Source organism: Streptomyces sp. NPDC031225 (assembly GCF_055570355.1).
In genome coordinates, this window is sequence record NZ_JBVIHJ010000001.1 from 332,517 (window position 1) to 348,013 (window position 15,497).

Genomic DNA, 15,497 nt, shown 5'->3' on the forward strand with positions numbered 1-15,497 from the left:
CGCGGGCGGCTCGGGCGGATCTCAGGTGAGATAGGCCGGAACGCTCACGGGCAACGTAAATCGGAACTCGGCGCCGCCGCCCGGGGCGCGGCCTACCGTGATGGTGCCGCCGTGGGCCTCGACGATGCCCTTGACGATGTACAGCCCGAGTCCGGTGCCGCCGCGCTTGCTGCCCCGCCAGAAGCGGGTGAAGACGCGGTTCATGGACTCCTCCGGGATGCCGGGCCCCTCGTCGCTCACCGTGACCGACGTGCCGATGTCCTCTCCCTCTCGGGGGGACGCCGTGGGCGTGATGTCAATCGTGACGGTTCCCTCCCCGTGCCGCACCGCATTTTCCAGCAGGTTGCTGAGCACCTGGTCGACCTTGTCGGGATCGGCCCACAGGGCGGGCAGCGGCTGCTCCAGACGCAGCAGGAACCGGTCGGCGGCGAGGCCCGCGGCGACGTAGGCCTGGATGTGGCGTCCGACGGCGGCGCCGATGTCGACGGGCTGGCGCCTGAGTTCGAGGCGCCCGGAGTCGATGCGGGAGATGTCCAGCAGCTCGGCGATGAGCCGGGTGACCCGGTCGGCGTCCGCGTCGACGGTCTCCAGCATCAGCCGTTTCTGGTCGTCGGTGAACCTCTCCCACTTGGCGAGGAGGGTCGCGGTGAAGCCCTTGACGGAGGTGAGCGGGGACCTGAGCTCATGGGCCACGGTGGCGATCAGCTCGGCGTGGCTGCGCTCTGTGCGGCGGCGGGCCTCGGTGTCGCGCAGGCCGACGACGACGCGGTGGACGGGTCCGGTGGGCTCGGTACGCACGTAGGTGGCGGAGACGAGGACCTCACGGCCGCCGGGCAGCAGCAGATTCCGCTCGGGCTGGCGCCTGCGGATGGCGAGGCCGCCGTACGGGTCGGTCAGCTGCCACCAGCGCCGCCCCTCCAGGTCCTCTAATGGGAGGGCCTTCTCCAGCCGCTGTCCGAGGGCGTCCTCGGCGGGAAGTGCGGTGATCCGGGCCGCGGCGGCGTTGAAGCAGATCACGCGGCCCTGCTCGTCCGCGACGACGAGGCCGTCGGGCAGCTGGTCGGGATCGATGCCGAGCTCGGCGAGTCCACCGGCACAGGCCTCGGACACGCCGTGTGCGCTCCTCGTGCCGACACTCATCCCCGCACCCCACCTCTCAGGCGTCTGAGGGGCCCCCGAGCTGGTCACCCTACTGGTTCTCGGTGACGGAGCGGCACCCTCCGGAGGCGCGCTGCGCACGGGCTGACGCATAGAGACATACGGCGGCCGCGGTGGCGAGGTTCAGGCTTTCGGCTTTCCCGTGGATCGGGACGCGCACCACGGCGTCCGCGAGTGCGCGGGTCTCCTCCGGGAGCCCCCATGCCTCGTTGCCGAACACCCACGCGGTCGGCCCGCCCATGGTCCCCCGGTCGAGCTCGTCGTCGAGGTCGTCGGTCCCGGCCCCGTCGGCGGCGAGGATGCGCACCCCGGCGTCCTTCAGCCCCTGTATCGCCTGCTCCACGGGCACCCCGACGGCGACGGGCAGGTGGAACAGGGAGCCCACGGAGGCGCGTACGGCCTTGGGGTTGTAGAGGTCGACGGAGGCGTCGGTCAGTACGACGGCCTCGGCGCCGGCGGCGTCGGCGCACCGCAGCACGGTGCCGGCGTTCCCGGGGTCCCGCACGTTGGCGAGGACGGCGACGAGCTTCGGCCGGGCGGCGAGGATCTCCTCGAAGGGGGTGTCGAGGAACCGGCAGATCCCGACGAGGCCCTGCGGGGTGACGGTGGTCGAGATGTCGGCGATGACGTCCTCGGCGGCGAGGTGGACGCGGGCGCCGGCGTCCCGGGCCTCTCCGACGATGTCCGCGTAGCGTTCGGCCGCCTCCACGGTGGCGAACAGTTCCACCAGACCGTGCCCGGCGGCCTCCCGCACCGCCTGCGGCCCCTCGGCCAGGAACAGCCGCTCCTTCCCCCGGAAGTTCCGCCTGGCGAGCCGCCGGGCGGCGGAGACACGGGGCGAGCGGGGGGAGATCAGCTCGGGGGCAACCGGGGGCATCGCGCTCACTTTCAACCAACTTTCCGCCGCAACGGCGATCAACCACGAGGGCGGAAGCCGGCGATGCCGCGCCCACCCCGCCACTCAACGCAACGGACCCGCGGGCAGCAGCCCACGGGTCCATCAAGTCACGTCGGCCTAGAGCCGGCGCGGCGTCACGCGGCCTTGGGCGCGTTCACGTCCGCCGGGAGGGCCTTCTGGGCGACCTCGACGAGCGCCGCGAAGGCGGGCGCGTCGTTGACGGCCAGCTCGGCCAGGATCTTGCGGTCCACCTCGATGTTGGCGGCGTTCAGACCCTGGATGAGGCGGTTGTACGTCATGCCGTTGGCGCGGGCAGCGGCGTTGATGCGCTGGATCCACAGCCGGCGGAAGTCGCCCTTGCGCTTCTTGCGGTCGTTGTAGTTGTAGACCAGCGAGTGGGTGACCTGCTCCTTGGCCTTGCGGTACAGGCGCGAACGCTGACCGCGGTAGCCGGAGGCCGCCTCGAGGATCGCCCGGCGCTTCTTGTGGGCGTTGACTGCCCGCTTGACGCGTGCCACTTGTTAACTCCTTGTAGCGGGGCCGTGGTTGGACTCACACGGCCCGGAAACGATTGGGTCCCGGTCCTGACGTACGGCGTTCGCTGGGAACGCCGCGTACGTCACTTGCCGAGAAGCTTCTTGATCTTCTTGGCGTCGCCCGGGGCCATCTCGGCGTTGCCGGTCAGGCGGCGCGTCACGCGGGACGACTTGTGCTCGAGGTAGTGGCGCTTGCCGGCACGCTCGCGGAGCACCTTGCCGGAGCCGGTGATCTTGAAGCGCTTGCTGGAACCGCTGTGCGTCTTGTTCTTCGGCATAGCGCCGTTCTCTCCTCGTCGGTGGCGTTCCGGTGCCCGGTCGTGAAACCGGGCACGGTGGAACGCGCTGTTGGATCGGTTACGTCCTGGGGACTCGCGTCCCCGGGGTCACGCCTCGGCCGGAGCCTCCACGGGCGCCTCGGCCGAAGCCTCGTCGTCCGCGGTGAGTGCGTCGTCCTCGGTGAACTCGTCACCCTCGGACTCCGCGACGTTCTGCGACTTGCCGGGGTTGGCCTTCGCGTCAGCCTTGCGGGCTTCCTGCGCCTGGCGCGCCTCGGCCATCGCCTCGGTCTTCTTCTTGTGCGGACCGAGAACCATGATCATGTTTCGGCCGTCCTGCTTCGGATTCGACTCGATGAAGCCGAGGTCCTCCACGTCCGACGCGAGACGCTGCAGCAGTCGGTAGCCCAGTTCGGGCCGGGACTGCTCGCGACCACGGAACATGATCGTGATCTTGACCTTGTCGCCCTGCTTGAGGAACCGGACGACGTGACCCTTCTTGGTGTCATAGTCGTGCGGGTCGATCTTCGGCCGGAGCTTCATCTCCTTGATGACCGTGTGCGCCTGGTTCTTGCGCGCCTCACGGGCCTTCATGGCCGACTCGTACTTGAACTTCCCGTAGTCCATGAGCTTGCAGACCGGCGGACGCGCGCTCGCCGCAACCTCGACCAGGTCGAGGTCGTACTCCTGCGCGAGCTCCAGGGCCTTGGCAAGCGGAACAATCCCGACCTGCTCGCCGCTCGGACCGACAAGTCGCACCTCGGGAACGCGAATCCGGTCGTTGATACGGGGTTCGGTGCTGATGGATCCTCCTCGGTTAGCACCACACGGCCATCTGGCGGACGGTCGCGCTTGTCTGTGTTCGACCGACCTAACCGCCCCGAGGCACAAAAAATGCCCCGGACGATCACAAGACGGGGCTCCAAAACACTGCCGGAGCACCGCCACGATGATCGCGGGGCGCGCTTTCGGGCGACTCCATCGTCCGTACGGAACGATGGTGACCGCCTGACCGGGGTGACCCGCCGTCCCGGAGGACGGTCAGGTGGGAGATCGGAGCCTCCACTTGTGGGCCGGGCATATGAATGTCCGGCCGGTCGTCACACAAGGTTAGCAGCTACCAGGGGGTGGTGCGAACCGCCGTGCACCGGGCCCTATCGTGTGGGACATGAGTGACACCCCTCCCGCGTCCCCTGAGTCCCCCGACTTCGACGACATGACCCGCGACATCGCCGAGGTCCCCGCCGTCGAGGTGATCGTGACGGTCGCCGTCAACCTGATGAGCGCCGCCGCGGTGAAGCTCGGCCTGACCGAGGAGGGCGACAAGTACAAGGACCTGGACGAGGCCCGCAAGCTGGTGACGGCCCTGGCCGGTCTGCTGGACGCGAGCACCACGGAGATCAGCTCCTTCCACGCGGCCCCCCTGCGCGACGGTCTGAAGTCGCTCCAGCTGGCGTTCCGCGAGGCGTCCCTCGTCCCGGACGAGCCGGGCCAGGGCCCCGGCGAGAAGTACACCGGCCCGGTCTACGGCTAGGTCACCCGCGTACGTACAGGGGCTCGCCCGGAGGCGTGGCACCGGCCGGCAGGACTGCCAGGTCGAGGCCGCGCACCAGGCGGGCCCTCAGTGTCTCGTCGGCGGCGAGGCGCCGGGCGACCGCGTGGACGCCCGCGTCGTGCGGTACGGCAGGTTCGAACACCAGGGCGAGCGTGCCGTCGCCCCGGCCCGGACCGAGATGGGCCCGCAGCACCGCGCGCACGTCGGCGACCGCCGCACGCACCGCGTCCACGACCGCCGGGTCGGCGAGCGGGTCCGTGGAGGTACGCCCCTCGGCGAGGGCGAGCAGCGCGGGACCGGTCAGCTCGAAGGGCACCGGCCCCGCCAGATCCAGTACGACCGTGTCGGCCTTCTCGTGCGCGGCGGCCTGCAGCGCCTGGTGCAGGGGTACGGCGACGGGGCGGGCCTCCGGGTCCCAGCGGGCCAGCGAGCCGGTGGAGGTGAAGGCCGGCAGGGCGGTCCTGGATCCGGCCTTGAGAGTCGGCACGGCCATGTCGCTGGTCTTCTCGCGGCGCAGGCCCTTCTCGTCCTCCTCGACCTCGCCGAGCACGGCCACCACCGGGACGAGCAGCCGAGCCCGCTTCAACGCCTCCAGGACGGGCCCCACGGCGGCGCGGTCCTCGGCCCAGGCCGCCAGTGCCGCGCTCAGCCGGGGATCGGCGGAGCCGTCGTCGTCGGAGAAGCCTGGGTCGGGAATGTTCTTGTTCGCCACGGTCACCGACCCTATAGGGGGCTTGCTGCTGCGCTTGTGCGGGCCCGGAAACCCGCCCGTGACCGCTTTCACGGGTTTCTCAGAGTTCGCTGACACAGCTCTAACGTCCGTCTAACGGCCCGCACAGTCGGCGGCCGGACGATCGCGGCATGGAGTCCTCCAGAGCCGCCAGACGCCGGGCCCGCAGAGTCCCGCGCCGGTCCCTGATGTACACCGCGCTCGCCTGCGTCGCCGTCGTCGGCGTCACGGCCGGGGGCACGGTCTACGTGAAGGCGCAGGCGCACTCCGCGGTGAGCGCCGTATCGTCGGCGGCGGCTCCGGTCTCGTCGTCCCCGGCGGCCACGACTCAGGAGGCGGCCGTGACGGAGCCGGTGGATCTCGACGCGCTGCTCGCCGACGCCATGAAGTCGGTGAGCGTGACGGGCCGCGCGAAGGTGTCGGCGGCGGTCCTCGACCTCGAGTCGGGCGACAGCGCGGTGCACGGCGACGGCGTCTTCGACACCGCGAGCATCGTGAAGGTCGACATCCTGGCGGCGCTGCTGCTCCGGCACCAGGAGGCGGGCACGAAGCTGAGCGAGCGGGAGAAGGCGTACGCCACCACGATGATCGAGAACAGCGACAACGCCTCGGCGTCCGCGCTGTGGGACATCATCGGGAAGGCCTCGGGGCTCGACGCCGCCAACGAGACGTTCGGGCTGACCGGCACCCAGGGCGGCGACGGAGCTCTGTGGGGGCTCACCCAGACCACGGCCGCCGACCAACTCACCCTGCTCCAGCAGGTGTTCGGGGACGACTCGGAGCTGAGCGAGGGCTCGCGGTCGTATCTCCAGGGGCTGATGGGGCGGATAGAGGCCGACCAGCACTGGGGTGTCTCGGCGGCGGCCGACGGCTCCGGCTGGGCGCTGAAGAACGGCTGGCTGCCACGCAGCACGACCGGGCTGTGGGACATCAACAGCATCGGACGGGTCACGGTGGACGGCCACGACTACCTGGTGGCCGTGCTGTCGAACGGCAACTCGACGCAGGCGAAGGGGATTTCACTGGTGGAGGCGGCGGCGAAGGCGGCCGTGTCGGTCTTCACCGGTGGGGCCGCGTCGGCGAACGCCACGGCCGCGGCTGTCGTCAGGTGACCGTCGTACGCCCTGCTCAGAAACCCTCGTAGGAGCGGCGGGCGCGGCGTCCGCGCCAGAGGAACACCGCGGCGACCAGCAGGACGCCGCCGAAGCCGCCCGCGAGCGGGGCCGCCCAACTGGCCGTGCCGTCCTGCGAGTCGGCGGTGTCGGGGCCGGAGCCGAAGTACTTGTCGCCGTAGGAGGCCGCCTGCAGGCCCTCCGGCTTGAGACGGTCCGCGGCCTTGAGCGCCGCCGCGGGGTCGATGAAGCCGAAGCCGCGGGAGTCGTCGCGGCCACCGGCGGGGGCGTTGCGGGCCGTGTCCTCCAGGAGCCGTTTGATCTGCGCGGGCGTCAGGTCCGGGTGCGCCGCCTTGACGAGGGCGGCGGCGCCGGAGACGAACGCGGAGGCGGCGCTGGTCCCCCACCCTTCGTAGTACTTGTGGTCGGGGTCGGCGATGACCACGTCGTCGCCGGGGGCGGCGACCGTGGCGTACCAGCGGCGGGTGGAGAAGGAGGCGCGGGTGCCGTACTTGTCGACGGCGGTCGCGACGATGACGCCCGGGTAGGCGGCCGGGTAGGAGATGTGGTCGCCCTTGTCGCCGCCGTTGCCGGCCGAGGCCACGACGACCACGCCCTTCTTCAGCGCGTACTGGACGGCGTCGTCCTCGCCGGCCTCGGGGTGCGCGGAGGCGGAGTCGTCGCCGAGGGAGAGGTTGATGACGTCGGCGCCGTGGTCGGCGGCCCAGCGGATGCCCTCGGCGAGTGCGTTGCCGCGGGTGTTGCGGGCCTTGGTGCGGGCGGGGTCGCCGTCCTCCAGGATCACGCGGACCGGGAGGATCCTGGACTCGGGGGCGATGCCCAGGACGCCGTCGCCGTTGCCGATGCCGTGGCCGTGACCGGCGATGATGCCGGCCATGGCGGTGCCGTGCCGGGCCCAGGTGCGGTCGCCCTCCGTGGCCCCGAAGCCGATCATGTCCTTGCCGGCGAGGACGTTGCCGACGAGGTCGGGGTTGTCGGCTTCGACGCCGGTGTCCAGCACGGCCACGGTGACGCCCGCGCCCTTGGTCGTCCGCCAGGCCTCCTGGGTGTGCATGGCGTCCAGGGCCCACTGCTTGGCGCGGATGCCGTCGGCGTGCGCGGCGGTGGGCGGGACCAGGGCGACGGAGGCGGCGAGGAGGACGCTCAGGAGGCCTGCCCGGCGGGGGATGACGCTCATGAGGACTGCTCCGGGGGCGAGGTGACGGTCTTGCGCAGGGCGCGTTCGACGCGGTCGGCCAGACCCTTGGCCTCGTTGCCGAGGCCGGCCTGGGCGGTGGGGGTCGTGTCGCCGGAGTCCATGGCCTTCTCGGCGGGCTCCGGGGAGTCGACCGCACGGCCGTCCGCCCAGCCGGAGACTGCGTAGGCGACGACGGGGGCGTCGGTGAGGACGGAGATCGTCCAGGAGGCCCGCTGCCGGGCCCCGAAGTCGGCGGCGAGGGTGTTCTTCGCCGCGTACGGCAGGGGCATCAGGTCGGTGCGGGCGTCCAGGTCCTCCTTGCTGAAGCGGGTGCTGAGGGCGCGCATCGCCGTGGCGTCGGCGTCGGTGAAGAGGAGGCCGACCGTGGTGACGTAACTCTGGGTGGCGTCCGTGTAGGTGGCGCGCAGCAGGCGTTCGCAGCCGACGGGGGCGAGGGCCTTGCGCAGCAGCGGGTCGAAGGCGTCCTTGCAGCCGCTGTCGGGGGCGACGGCGATCCGTGTCCACGTACGGTCGGCGCCGCCGGGTCCTGCGCCCTGGCCGTCCACGGTCGGCGGGAACAACTGGTCGACGGGAACGCTGTGCCACAGCTCTCCGGCCTTGGCGAAGCTGTCGCCGCCGCTGTCCTCCCCCGAGTCCCCGATCAGCCAACTCCCGGTCACGGCACCGCCGATGAGTCCGAGCCCGAGCACGACGCAGGCGGCCACCGCGACGATCCGCGCCGGAATCCGCAGCCCCCACGGTCGCGGCCGCGGCCGGTTCTCGTACCCCACCTCGGGCTCCCCGAGCGACACGACAGGCCGTCCGTTGCCGGGAGTTCCGGCATGCGGGGGCATGGGGGCGCTCCAGGACAGGGAGGGGTCGGGAGACAGGGAGGCCGTACTCCGGGAACCTCCGCCGGGCGCCGGGCGGGGCGGGGCTGCGGGGGCCGGGGGCCCGGAAGGGGAGCCGGCCGGGGCGCGAGGTGGGGCCGGCGGGTCTGCCGGTGCCGGGGGCGTGCGCAGGGCGCCGGAGGCCGACGCCTCGCGGGTCGGACGCGGCGGGAATCCGGGACGAGCGGGCCCACCCGGCTGCCGGCCTTCGGAAGCGGCACCGGGACGACCGGACCCGGGGCGGGTCTGGGGCACGGGCGGTACCGCGGACGTCCCCGCCGGGGAGGACGCGGGCGCACCGGGCTGCCGGCCCGTGGAGGCGGAACCGCCGATACGACCGGGCCCGGAACCGGGGCGGGGCTCAGGCACAGGCGGTACCGCGGGCGCACCTGGCTGCCGGCCCGTGGAGGCGGAACCGCCGATACGACCGGGGCCGGAACCGGGTGCGGGGGTGCCGCCGGAGGGCGAGCCGGTGCGCCCCGTACCGGACGGCGGTGCGGCCGGGACGGGACGTATCCGGAAGGTCGTCTCCGACGCGGTCTCGGCGGGGGCGCCGGTACGGCGTGGGGGGACCGAGGGTTCGGAACCGGGCCGGGGCGGTACGACACCGGGCGTGCCGGCGGTGCCCGGTCCGGGCCCGGCGGGGGGCGCCGCGTTCGTCGGGCGGGACTCGGCGCCCGGGGCGGTGTCAGGGAAGCGGGCCGAGGCCGGGGGCGGGGGCGGAACACTGCCGGGCAAGGGGGCTTCCGGGTTCGAGGAGCCGGGGCGCGAGGTGTCCCGAGGGGCGGACGCGTCATCCGTGGTCGGCGTCGGGCCGGAGCCCGCGTCGTTCGTCGCGCGTATCGGAGGCCGGCCTGCGGCGGACGGTCCGCCGAACTCCCGTCCCGTGTTCATGTCGCCGAACGCGCGGGACGCCGTGGCATCGGCGTCCTGTCGACCGGCGTCACCGCGCCCCTGTCGACCGGAGTCACCGAACACCCGCTCCCCCGCATCCCCACCGGACCCCTGCCAGTCGAACCCTCCGAACACCGGTCTGCCCGGCGCCCCGGTGGTCCGTCGGCCACGCTCGCCGAACGCCTGCCAGTCGGAGCCGTCGGTCACACGCCCACCCGGCTCACCGGATTCCGCGGAACCGGGCTCGCCCTCCCCGGCCGTCGGCGGCTGAGCCGGCCGTGGCGGTGTCGTCGGGCGTGGGGGGATCGAGGCGCGGCGTGCTTCCGTACTCATGCGCCCCCCGTTTCCTCATGTCCGGGCCGTTCGGTCGTGCGCGGGCCCTCGCCGGTGGTCGCCGGTGTGGAAGACGGCCGTCCGGGCACGCATACCCGCACGGGAGGGCCGGCATCCCGGCGCGGCGGCGACGGGGGGCGAACAGCCCTGCGTGCGTGCGCGTCACTCTACGGGTTGTTCCTGGGCGAACGGGAACCAGTCCGCGAGGCCGGGGGCATCTGCCCGGATCGTCCCCCTACCCTGCGGTAATCCTGTCTGGCAGTCTTCGTTCATGACTGCGCGCGCCGCCGACCGGGCCCGTTACGACCGGGCCACCGCTCTTCTCGACGCTCCTCTCGCGATCGTGGACCTGGACGCCTTCGATGCCAACGCGGACGATCTCGTCCGCCGTGCGGGGGGCAAGCCGATCCGCGTCGCCAGCAAGTCCGTGCGGTGCCGGGCACTGCTCGAACGTGTCCTGGCGAAGGACGGATTCGCCGGGATCATGTCCTTCACCCTCGCCGAGTCCCTGTGGCTGGCCCGGGGCGGATTCGACGACGTCCTGCTCGCCTACCCGTCCGCCGACCGTGCCGGATACGCCGAACTCGCCGCCGATCCCAAGCTGGCCGCCGCGGTGACGGTGATGGTCGACGACCCCGCGCAGCTCGCCTTCATCGACGAGGCCCGCGCCGGCGGCACCGAAGTCATCCGGGTCTGCCTGGAGTTGGACACCTCGCTGAAGCTTCTGGGCGGCAGGGTGCGGGTCGGTGCCCGGCGTTCGCCGCTGCACTCCCCCGCACAGGTCGCCGACATGGCTCGCGCGGTGGCCCGGCGTCCCGGGTTCAAGGTCGTGGGGATCATGGCCTACGAGGGGCACATCGCCGGTGTCGGGGACGCGGTGGCCGGACGGCCGTTGCGTTCCCGGGCCGTACGGCTGATGCAGGCCACGGCCCGCCGGGAACTCGTCGAGCGGCGGGCCGCGGTGGTGCGCGCGGTGCGGTCCGTCGTACCGGACCTGGAGTTCGTCAACGGCGGCGGCACCGGCAGTGTGCAGCACACCGCCGCGGAGGACGCCGTCACGGAGATCGGTGCCGGGTCGGGGCTGTACGTGCCGAGGCTGTTCGACAACTACACGTCCTTCAGCGGGCGTCCGGCCGCCCTCTTCGCGATGCCCGTCGTGCGCAGGCCCGGGGTGGGTGTCGTGACCGTCCTCGGCGGCGGCTACCCGGCCTCCGGCGCGCCGGGACCGGACCGGCTGCCGGTGCCGTATCTGCCGGAGGGGCTGAAGTACGACCCGCAGGAGGGGCCCGGCGAGGTGCAGACCCCGCTGCTCGGCGCGCCCGCCGACGATCTGCTGCTGGGCGACAAGGTGTGGTTCCGGCACGCCAAGGCCGGTGAGCTGTGCGAGCGGTTCGAGGTGCTGCACCTCATCGAGGGGGACGTGGTGACGGCGACCGTCCCGACGTACCGCGGGGAAGGTCACACCTTCCTGTAGGTCAGCGCTCGGGGCCGACCGGCCGGATTCCCTCGGTGATCCGGTCCATGTCGGCGAGCGGCGGTCCGTCCGGGCCGCCGTCGAAGGCGAAGCGGACGATGACGGCGGCCGGGGCCGGGGAGCCGCGGCCGGAGCCGGGGGTGAAGGCCAGTGACTGGACGTAACCACCGGGCCCGTCGGCCGACTTCACCTGCCAGCGCACCACGTATCCGGCGCATCCGGCGACCGAGACCCGCTCCGATCTGAGGACCCGGTGGCTCTCGATGCCGCCGTCGGGGTGCCGGCCGGGTTCCTGGCCGCCGTAGGAGGTGTCGGCGGCCTGCGGTATGTCCTTCTTCGCCAGGGATGCCGGGGACCTCCCGGAGTGCGGGGGCAGGGTGCGGGTGAAGACCCTGCCCCCGCCGGTGGTCATCACCATGTTGTCGCGGGTGACGTACTTCGACGGGGTCCAGCCGTCGGGCAACGGCAGGCTGATGCCGTCGAGTTCGTCGACCAGGCGGGGCGGGGCCGGGGAGCTCGCGGAAGCCGACGGAGTCGCGGCCGTCGGTGCCGTGTCCGCCACGACATCGTCCCCGTCGCCGCGGGCCAGGGCGTACGCCCCGGTGACGATCGCGGTGACGAGGACCGCTCCGGAGACCGTCAGGGCGACGGCCTTCGCGCGCCCCGAGGCCCCGTCGGCCGGTCGTGGCGGGCCGGGGGCCTCGGGGGCGCGTCGGTGGTCCGTCCAGGCCGTCCCGTCCCACCAGCGCTCCAGATGGGGGGCGCCGGGGTCCGGGTACCAGCCGGGCGGGAGCGTCCTGCTCATTGCGGCACTGTAGGGCGAGACCTACAGCGGTGTGACGTAGGCGCCCGAGATGCCGCCGTCCACGAGGAAGTCGCTGGCGTTGACGAAGGAGGAGTCGTCGCTGGCCAGGAAGGCGACGGCGGCGGCGATCTCGTCGGCCTCGGCGAACCGGCCGACCGGGATGTGGACCAGGCGGCGGGCGGCACGCTCGGGGTCCTTGGCGAACAGCTCCTGGAGGAGCGGGGTGTTGACCGGGCCCGGGCACAGGGCGTTGACGCGGATGCCTTCGCGGGCGAACTGCACGCCCAGTTCACGGGACATGGCGAGCACCCCTCCCTTGGAGGCGGTGTAGGAGATCTGCGAGGTGGCGGCGCCCATCCGGGCCACGAAGGACGCCGTGTTGATGATGGAGCCCCTGCCCTGCTGCCGCATGTAGGGGATCGCGGCCTTGCAGCACAGGTAGACGGAGGTCAGGTTGACCTCCTGGACGCGCTTCCACGCTTCCAGGCCGGTCTCCAGGATGGAGTCGTCGTCGGGCGGGGAGATGCCCGCGTTGTTGAAGGCGACGTCGACGCTGCCATAAGTGTCGTACGCCGTCTTGAACAGGGCCTCGACCTGTTCCGGGTCGGTGACGTCGACCTTGACGAAGAGGCCGCCGACCTCGTCGGCGGCCGCCTTGCCGCGGGTCTCGTCGACGTCGGCGCAGACGACGTTCGCGCCCTCGGAGGCGAGCCTGCGGGCGGTGGCGAGGCCGATGCCGCTGCCGGCTCCGGTGATGACGGCCGTGCGGCCGACGAGGCGACGGCACACGATCTGGTCGGTCGAAGAGGTCACTGGGCGGGGCCTTCCGTGCTGATGAAGACGTTCTTGGTTTCGGTGAAGGCGGATAGGGCGTCCGGGCCGAGTTCACGGCCGAGTCCGGACTGTTTGTAGCCGCCGAAGGGGGTCGAGTAGCGGACGCTGGAGTGGGAGTTGACGGACAGGTTGCCCGCCTTGACGGCCCGGGACAGGCGCAGGGCGCGGCCGATGTCGCGGGTCCACAGGGAGCCGGAGAGGCCGTACGGGCTGTCGTTGGCGAGGCGGATCGCGTCCGCCTCGTCGGTGAAGGGCAGCAGGACGGCGACGGGGCCGAAGATCTCCTCGCGGGCGGCCTCGGAGTCGGGCGCCTCGCCGGTCAGGACGGTCGGCGCGAACCAGAATCCGGGCCCGTCGGGCGCGCTGCCGCGCAGGCCGGGGGCGTCGGCGGGCACCAACGCCCTTACCCGGTCCAGCTGTTGGCGGGAGATCAGCGGGCCCATCTCGGTCTTCTCGTCGGCCGGGTCGCCCACGACGACGGCCTTCAGGGCGTCGGCGAGCAGTTCCCGGACCTCGTCGAGGACGGACTCCTGGACGAGGATGCGGGTGCGGGCGCAGCAGTCCTGGCCGGAGTTGTCGAGGAACGAGAAGGGGTCCACCGCGGCCTTGAGGTCGGCGTCCGCGAAGACGATGTTGGGGCTCTTGCCGCCGAGTTCGAGCGTCACCGGCTTGATCTGGCGGGCGCAGCGTTCCATGACGTCGCGGCCGGTGCGGCTGGACCCGGTGAACACGATCTTCGCGACGCCGGGGTGTTCGACGAGGGCGGTGCCCGCGACCGGGCCGTGGCCGGGCAGCACCTGGAAGAGGTCTTCCGGGAGCCCTGCCTCCAGGGCGAGTTCGGCGAGCCGCAGGGCGGTCAGCGGGGTCGTCTCGGCGGGCTTGAGGACGACGGCGTTGCCGGCGGCGAGCGCGGGGGCCGTACCCCAGGCCGCGATGGGCAGGGGGAAGTTCCAGGGTGCGATGACGCCGACCACGCCGAGCGGTTCGAGGATCGTGATGTCGAGGCCGCCGGCGACCGGGATCTGGCGGCCGTTCAGCCGCTCCACTCCCCCGGCCGCGTAGGCGAGGAGGTCACGGACGTTGCCGGCCTCCCAGCGGGCGTTGCCGAGGAGGTGGCCGGCCTCGCGGACCTCCAGCCGGGCCAGTTCCTCGACGTGCCCGTCGACGACGTCGGCGAACCGGCGCAGCAGCCGGGCCCGGTCGGCGGGGGCCGCCGCGGCCCACTGCACCTGGGCCCGGGCGGCTCTGGTGACGGCCGCGTCCACGTCGGCCGCGGTGGCGGCGGGGACGGTGGCGACGACCTCCTCGGTGGCCGGGTTGAGGACGGTCAGCTCATGCTCGTATGGCAGCGGGGACAACGGAGAACCTCTACAGACGTTCGAAGGAGCGGCGCAGCTCCCAGTCGGTGACCGCCGCGTCGAAGGCTTCGAGCTCGACACGGGCCATGTTGCGGTAGTGCGCGACGACCTCGTCGCCGAAGGCGGCCCGGGCGATCGGGCTGTTCTCCCAGAGTTCGGCGGCTTCGCGCAGGGTGGTCGGGACGTGGGCGTAGTCGGCGGTGTAGGCGTTGCCGGTACAGACCTCCGGCAGCTCCAGTTTCTGCTCGATGCCGTGCAGGCCGGCGGCGACCAGTCCGGCGACCGCGAGGTACGGGTTGACGTCACCGCCGGGCAGCCGGTTCTCGAAGCGCATCGACCGGCCGTGGCCGACGACCCGCAGCGCGCAGGTGCGGTTGTCGTGGCCCCAGGCGACGGCCGTGGGGGCGAAGGAGCCCGGCTGGAACCGCTTGTAGGAGTTGATGTTCGGGGCGTAGAGCAGCGAGAAGTCCCGCAGGGCCGCGAGCTGTCCGGCGAGGAAGTACCGCATCACGTCGGACATGCCGTCCGGGCCCGCCATCGCGTTGTTGCCGGCGGCGTCGGCGAGCGAGAGGTGGATGTGGCAGGAGTTGCCCTCGCGCTCGTTGTACTTGGCCATGAAGGTGAGGGAGACGCCCTCCTGCGAGGCGATCTCCTTGGCGCCGGTCTTGTAGACGGCGTGCTGGTCGCAGGTGACCAGGGCCTCGTCGTAGCGGAAGGCGATCTCGTGCTGCCCGGGGTTGCACTCGCCCTTGGCGGACTCGACGGTGAGCCCGGCGGCGGCCATCTCGTTGCGGATACGGCGGAGCAGGGGCTCGATGCGGCCGGTGCCGAGCACCGAGTAGTCGATGTTGTACTGGTTGGCCGGCGTCAGCCCCCGGTAGTTGGCGTCCCAGGCCTGCTCGTAGGTGTCCTTGAAGACGATGAACTCCAGCTCGGTGCCTACCTGGGCGGTGAAGCCGTGCTCGGCGAGCCGTTCCAGCTGGCGGCGCAGGATCTGGCGCGGGGCGGCGACCACGGGCGAGCCGTCGTTCCAGCCGAGGTCGGCCATCAGCATGGCCGTACCGGCGTTCCAGGGCACGCGGCGCAGGGTGCCGAGGTCGGGGTGCATGGCGAAGTCGCCGTAGCCGCGGTCCCAGGAGGACATCGCGTAGCCGTCGACGGTGTTCATCTCGGTGTCGACGGCGAGGAGGTAGTTGCAGCCCTCGGTGCCGTGGTGGAGTACCTCGTCGAGGAAGAAGCGGGCGGCGATCCGCTTGCCCTGGAGCCGGCCCTGCATGTCGGGAAAGGCCAGGACGACGGTGTCGATCTCTCCGCTCGCGACGAGGGCGTGCAGCTCCTCGACGCTGAGCGGGGGTGTGCGGTCTGCCACGGGAGAGCTCCTTCGGCTGCTGCGCGTTTTTCCGACCGGGCCGGGAGCCATAAGGTATTGCTCTGAACCATTGCT

Annotated in this window: 14 protein-coding genes and 1 pseudogene; 3 read left to right on the forward strand and 12 right to left on the reverse strand. The window is 72.1% G+C overall.

All coding sequences use genetic code 11. The features are described from left to right. Positions 1 to 21: 21 nt before the first annotated feature. The 5 genes and pseudogenes from ACZ48Z_RS01560 to infC form a co-directional block, all read right to left on the reverse strand. Entirely contained in the window at positions 22 to 1,140 is a 1,119-nt protein-coding gene (locus ACZ48Z_RS01560; RefSeq protein WP_468733759.1) for a sensor histidine kinase, read from the reverse strand. A 49-nt stretch (positions 1,141 to 1,189) separates the two neighbouring features. Beyond that, positions 1,190 to 2,035, reverse strand: a complete 846-nt coding sequence (locus tag ACZ48Z_RS01565; RefSeq protein ID WP_468733760.1) for a TrmH family RNA methyltransferase — start codon at positions 2,033 to 2,035, stop codon at positions 1,190 to 1,192. 155 nt (positions 2,036 to 2,190) lie between these two features. After that, on the reverse strand, positions 2,191 to 2,574 hold the full coding sequence (gene rplT / locus ACZ48Z_RS01570; RefSeq protein WP_468733761.1) for a 50S ribosomal protein L20: 384 nt from the start codon (positions 2,572 to 2,574) through the stop codon (positions 2,191 to 2,193). Positions 2,575 to 2,675: 101 nt separating this feature from the next. Further along, positions 2,676 to 2,870 carry a 50S ribosomal protein L35 gene (rpmI, locus tag ACZ48Z_RS01575; protein WP_328745753.1) on the reverse strand — a complete coding sequence of 65 codons (195 nt, stop codon included), beginning with the start codon at positions 2,868 to 2,870 and terminating at the stop codon, positions 2,676 to 2,678. A 108-nt stretch (positions 2,871 to 2,978) separates the two neighbouring features. Next, a pseudogene (gene infC / locus ACZ48Z_RS01580) lies at positions 2,979 to 3,699 on the reverse strand (translation initiation factor IF-3). A 339-nt stretch (positions 3,700 to 4,038) separates the two neighbouring features. Between infC and ACZ48Z_RS01585 the strand changes: the two are divergent. Next, entirely contained in the window at positions 4,039 to 4,404 is a 366-nt protein-coding gene (locus tag ACZ48Z_RS01585; RefSeq protein ID WP_468733762.1) for a DUF1844 domain-containing protein, read from the forward strand. Position 4,405: 1 nt separating this feature from the next. On the opposite strand, the gene ACZ48Z_RS01590 is transcribed toward ACZ48Z_RS01585, so the two are convergent. Continuing rightward, complete coding sequence (locus ACZ48Z_RS01590; protein WP_468733763.1) at positions 4,406 to 5,137, reverse strand: SseB family protein; 732 nt, start codon at positions 5,135 to 5,137, stop codon at positions 4,406 to 4,408. Between the two features lie 149 nt (positions 5,138 to 5,286). Here ACZ48Z_RS01590 and ACZ48Z_RS01595 point away from each other — a divergent pair, with 149 nt between their 5' ends. Next, complete coding sequence (locus tag ACZ48Z_RS01595; RefSeq protein WP_468733764.1) at positions 5,287 to 6,267, forward strand: serine hydrolase; 981 nt, start codon at positions 5,287 to 5,289, stop codon at positions 6,265 to 6,267. 16 nt (positions 6,268 to 6,283) lie between these two features. Here the strand turns inward: ACZ48Z_RS01595 and mycP are convergent, their stop codons facing one another. Both mycP and ACZ48Z_RS01605 read right to left on the reverse strand, forming a co-directional pair. Beyond that, the gene (gene mycP, locus ACZ48Z_RS01600; RefSeq protein ID WP_468733765.1) at positions 6,284 to 7,465 is read right to left on the reverse strand and encodes a type VII secretion-associated serine protease mycosin; all 1,182 of its coding nucleotides are present in this window, start codon (positions 7,463 to 7,465) and stop codon (positions 6,284 to 6,286) included. Then, on the reverse strand, positions 7,462 to 8,319 hold the full coding sequence (locus tag ACZ48Z_RS01605) for a hypothetical protein (RefSeq protein WP_468733766.1): 858 nt from the start codon (positions 8,317 to 8,319) through the stop codon (positions 7,462 to 7,464). Before ACZ48Z_RS01605 ends, mycP begins: the two co-directional genes overlap by 4 nt. 1,534 nt (positions 8,320 to 9,853) lie before the next feature. Here ACZ48Z_RS01605 and ACZ48Z_RS01610 point away from each other — a divergent pair. Beyond that, a complete protein-coding gene (locus tag ACZ48Z_RS01610; RefSeq protein ID WP_468733767.1) occupies positions 9,854 to 11,056 on the forward strand; it encodes an amino acid deaminase/aldolase in 1,203 nt (400 codons plus the stop codon). A 1-nt stretch (position 11,057) separates the two neighbouring features. Here the strand turns inward: ACZ48Z_RS01610 and ACZ48Z_RS01615 are convergent, their stop codons facing one another. The 4 genes from ACZ48Z_RS01615 to ACZ48Z_RS01630 are packed head-to-tail and all read right to left on the reverse strand — an operon-like array spanning position 11,058 to position 15,422. Then, positions 11,058 to 11,861 (reverse strand): DUF2510 domain-containing protein, encoded by an 804-nt coding sequence (locus ACZ48Z_RS01615; protein ID WP_468733768.1) that lies wholly within the window; start codon positions 11,859 to 11,861, stop codon positions 11,058 to 11,060. A gap of 21 nt (positions 11,862 to 11,882) precedes the next feature. Then, positions 11,883 to 12,674 carry a 3-oxoacyl-ACP reductase gene (locus tag ACZ48Z_RS01620; protein WP_468733769.1) on the reverse strand — a complete coding sequence of 264 codons (792 nt, stop codon included), beginning with the start codon at positions 12,672 to 12,674 and terminating at the stop codon, positions 11,883 to 11,885. Continuing rightward, on the reverse strand, positions 12,671 to 14,044 hold the full coding sequence (locus tag ACZ48Z_RS01625; protein ID WP_468733990.1) for an aldehyde dehydrogenase family protein: 1,374 nt from the start codon (positions 14,042 to 14,044) through the stop codon (positions 12,671 to 12,673). The genes ACZ48Z_RS01620 and ACZ48Z_RS01625 overlap by 4 nt, the downstream gene beginning before the upstream one ends. 19 nt (positions 14,045 to 14,063) lie before the next feature. After that, positions 14,064 to 15,422 carry a glutamine synthetase family protein gene (locus tag ACZ48Z_RS01630; RefSeq protein WP_468733770.1) on the reverse strand — a complete coding sequence of 453 codons (1,359 nt, stop codon included), beginning with the start codon at positions 15,420 to 15,422 and terminating at the stop codon, positions 14,064 to 14,066. Positions 15,423 to 15,497: the final 75 nt, after the last annotated feature.